This is a genomic window from Streptomyces sp. NPDC006476, assembly GCF_040612015.1.
In the GTDB taxonomy this organism is placed as follows: Bacteria; Actinomycetota; Actinomycetes; order Streptomycetales; family Streptomycetaceae; genus Streptomyces; species Streptomyces griseorubiginosus_B.
Genome location: NZ_JBEXPK010000230.1, coordinates 1 through 3113, shown reverse-complemented (window position 1 = coordinate 3113; position 3113 = coordinate 1). Strand labels below are relative to the sequence as shown.

The window sequence follows — 3113 nt, the reverse complement described above, 5'->3', positions numbered from 1 at the left end:
GCGGCGTCACGCGACGGCCCGTCCTTCAACGGCGGAGGACATTACGGGCGAACAGCCGCACTGATCAGCGACCGAAACCCGCTGAAGAATCGAGGCTAAGCTTGGCGTTTAAGGTCCGCCCGTGGTCAGCTTGTTGAGCTGACCACGGGCTTCGTCGTTCCGCAGACAGCAGAGCGGCCTTTGCGTGATCATGTCTTCTCGCTGAAGTCGACGTTGATCACAACAAAGGCCGTGAGGGTGAGTCTGCTGGACGATGCCGCCCACGTCGAGTCCCTGACCGTGCTGTCCCGGTTCCGGACCGACTTCTATGCCTGTCTGCCTGCCCGCGCTGATGCGCTATTCGAGCTGACCGACGCGCTGCTGTGCACGGACGGGCCGGTCAAGACGCTGGTTGAGTTGTCGCTGGCACCCGAGCACCGGCGCGGGCACGGAGCACTGTACGGCGTGAGGGAAGAGGAGGCCGGGCTGGACGGTGCAGACCTTGAGCCGGCGGATCTCGCGTCGGCCATGGGCCCTGTTCGCGGGTGCGGTGCTGCAGCGGGACCTCGCGCCAGGGCAGATGTCGCAGCTGTCGGCGGAGCTTGTGCTGGTTGCCCTTGACGACCAGGATGTAGTGCCCGCCCCGGGCGATGACGTGCTCGGCATGACCGGTCTGGGTGTTGCATCGCGTCGGCGGTGACAACGCATCCGTGCAGGTCGAGCCGTTCCAACAGTGGGACGAAAGCAGGGATTTCATTCGCGTGCCGGGCCAGCCAGGCGCCCACGGCGTCATCGAGGGCGTCGCCGTCCAGACGTGACAGCAGGCGGCCCAGCGTGGTGGCGCGTGGCGGACGGCGCAGCCCGATCCTCGCCCGCGCCTCGGGAGAGGTATCGATGGCATAGCGGGCGATGCCGGCCAGCGTGGTGGCACCGCCGAGCACCGCGAGCAGACACAGGGCGAGCAGTGACCCCAGCCGGTAGCGGCGCCCCCGCACCCGTCGTGGATCGGGAAGCCGGTCCAACACCTCCGACAGAGCGGCGAGTTCGGACAGCTCGGCAGGCAGGTGCAGCAGGTCGGCGTCCTCGCGGTGGCGCTGGAGAACGTCGATCAGGGAGGCTGGCACGCGAACGCGACCCCTGTTCGTGATCAAAGGCTTCGAGAACCTTGATCATCAGGGGTCGCGTTCGTCGCATCCAAGTACGGACAAGCAGACCATCAGAGCACCTCCACCCAGGAGTTACTCATCTCGCCGCGTGAGAACGCACGCGCCCTGCTGCTGAGCCCGTGCCTTCCGGGAGTGGCCCGGAGGGTGCGCTCTCCGGGCCACTCGCTGAAACGCCCACCGGACAGTTATGGGACTGCCAGAGGGCGATATTCGGGGCATACGGCCCGAGGCCACGGGGGTGTGCCCCGGGCCGTATGTGCACCACAGCAACACACGAGTTGACCAATCGCGTGTTTCCCATGTTTCCCGCACGCTGTGGTTCCCCCCCATGATCACCCTTGGGCTCCTCACTCAACAGAGTCATACGACCCGCACTTCGTGCTCGCTGCGCGCTGATTCCCGCAGTTCTGTGGCGGCCCCGCCTGCTGGTGTTGGGTCAGCTGGCGCAGCTCGCGGCCTCGAAGCGCCCGGCGTCCGCAGGGCACCTGAGACGGACGGGGCGCCGGCGCGCCCGCTTGTCCGGCCGTGCCAGTCCGTGTCACCGCGTCGGTCACCGTCGTGGTCGCAGCCCCCTGGCGGTCCCGGGGCCGGCACCCAGGGCGCGGCGTCCGGGGAGGCGGGTGCGCGTGCGGGGCCCTCGGTGGCGGCCGGGATGGCGGGCAGGTGTTCGGCGGTGTTGCTGGGCGCGCGGCGCCCGGGGAATGGGCGCCGCGCTGGATAACGGTGAATTCGCCGTATCTGGCGAATTCACCGGACGTTCCGCCACAACTCTGCGGAAGGCCTGTGAGGTTGGTCCGGGTCGGATGCCTCTATCGTCGGCCGCCCGGGTGGGAAAACTGGTTCTTGGCTAGCTAGGGATGAGTTCCCTCAGTGAGGAGGCCGGAAGGCTTTCCACGGCTTGACCCTCGCCCGCAAGATCCCGGCTTTCAAGATCGAGTGAAGCAGGTCTGAAAAGGAGCGTCAGTCATGACGAATCTGGCAGCAAAGGCTCTGGTGGCGACTGCCATCGTTGGCGGCTCGCTGTTTGCAACCAATGGCGCTGCGTTCGCCGCAGGGGACAAGCCGTCGGGTACGGTGGTCCTGGGCACCGGCGAAGATCGGGACAGCAGCGACACGGCATTGGGTAACGCCTTTCGCGACGCGGCATCCCAGTGCCAGTCGGGCTTTACCCAGGGACATGCCGACACCAACGTCTATAAGATCGCGGGTGGGACGCTGTGGGCGGCTTGGGTTAGGATCCCGTGTTTGTAAATCGTCGCTGGTGATTGCCGAGGGCTCCGTCGTTCCTGTGGGAGCGGGAGCAAGCGGGTGACCGGAAAGTCCTGCATGTAGCCCGGGAGTGACTGCGCGCCCGAACTCCTCACCGGCTCCCAGATGACCGCCCGTATCGACTACGGCCTCACCCAGGAATGGACCCAGCGCCGCATCGGCGAGTTCGCCGGACGGTCCGCCACGGTCGTCAACCGGCGGAAGAAGGAGCGGGAACGGGCCGCGAAGCCCGAGTTCGGCCCCACAGCGGCGGGCGGCATCCCGGTGAGGGGGTGCCGCCCACCTTGATTGATCTCAAGGTGATGTCGGTGACCTTGGTCTACCGTCACTTGGTACCGGGCTGCTGAGCCCGTGCCTTCCGGGAGTGGCCCGGAAGGGTTCAGGTCTTCCGGGCCACTCGCTGGAAACGCCCACCGGACAGTTATGGGACTGCCAGACGGGCGATATTCGGGGCATACGGCCCGAGGCTCCACAGGGAGCCAGGCGTTGGTTGGCTGTGGTGCCCCGGGCAGGGCTGACGCAAGGTCCGGGATTGAGACGTTTCCGCAGGTGAGCGGTCCGTGACGTGGAAGACCGAACCTCGGTTGAGCGGGGTGACCTCTCGAGTCGCCCTGTGCCTACGGAGCTTCGGTGAATCGTCAGTCTGCCATGTGTGTGCCCGTGATGGAGTCGTTGTCGCTCGCGTCGGAGCGGACGTTG

General features: G+C 66.8%; 2 protein-coding genes and 2 pseudogenes. 3 read left to right on the top strand and 1 reads right to left on the bottom strand.

The genetic code is table 11. The annotated features are described in order from the left end of the window. Nucleotides 1-273: 273 nt before the first annotated feature. Nucleotides 274-441, top strand: a pseudogene (locus ABZZ74_RS53360) (transposase); the annotation flags it as partial. 320 nt (nucleotides 442-761) lie between these two features. Here ABZZ74_RS53360 and ABZZ74_RS53355 read toward each other — a convergent pair. Next, nucleotides 762-1004: pseudogene (locus ABZZ74_RS53355) on the bottom strand (transposase family protein); the annotation flags it as partial. A gap of 1107 nt (nucleotides 1005-2111) precedes the next feature. On the opposite strand from ABZZ74_RS53355, the gene ABZZ74_RS53350 reads away from it, so the two are divergent. Together ABZZ74_RS53350 and ABZZ74_RS53345 are read left to right on the top strand one after the other, a co-directional pair. Beyond that, nucleotides 2112-2396: a hypothetical protein gene (locus tag ABZZ74_RS53350; protein ID WP_356951338.1), complete on the top strand. Its 285-nt coding sequence runs from the start codon at nucleotides 2112-2114 to the stop codon at nucleotides 2394-2396. A 123-nt stretch (nucleotides 2397-2519) separates the two neighbouring features. Then, entirely contained in the window at nucleotides 2520-2702 is a 183-nt protein-coding gene (locus ABZZ74_RS53345; protein WP_356951337.1) for a hypothetical protein, read from the top strand. Nucleotides 2703-3113: the final 411 nt, after the last annotated feature.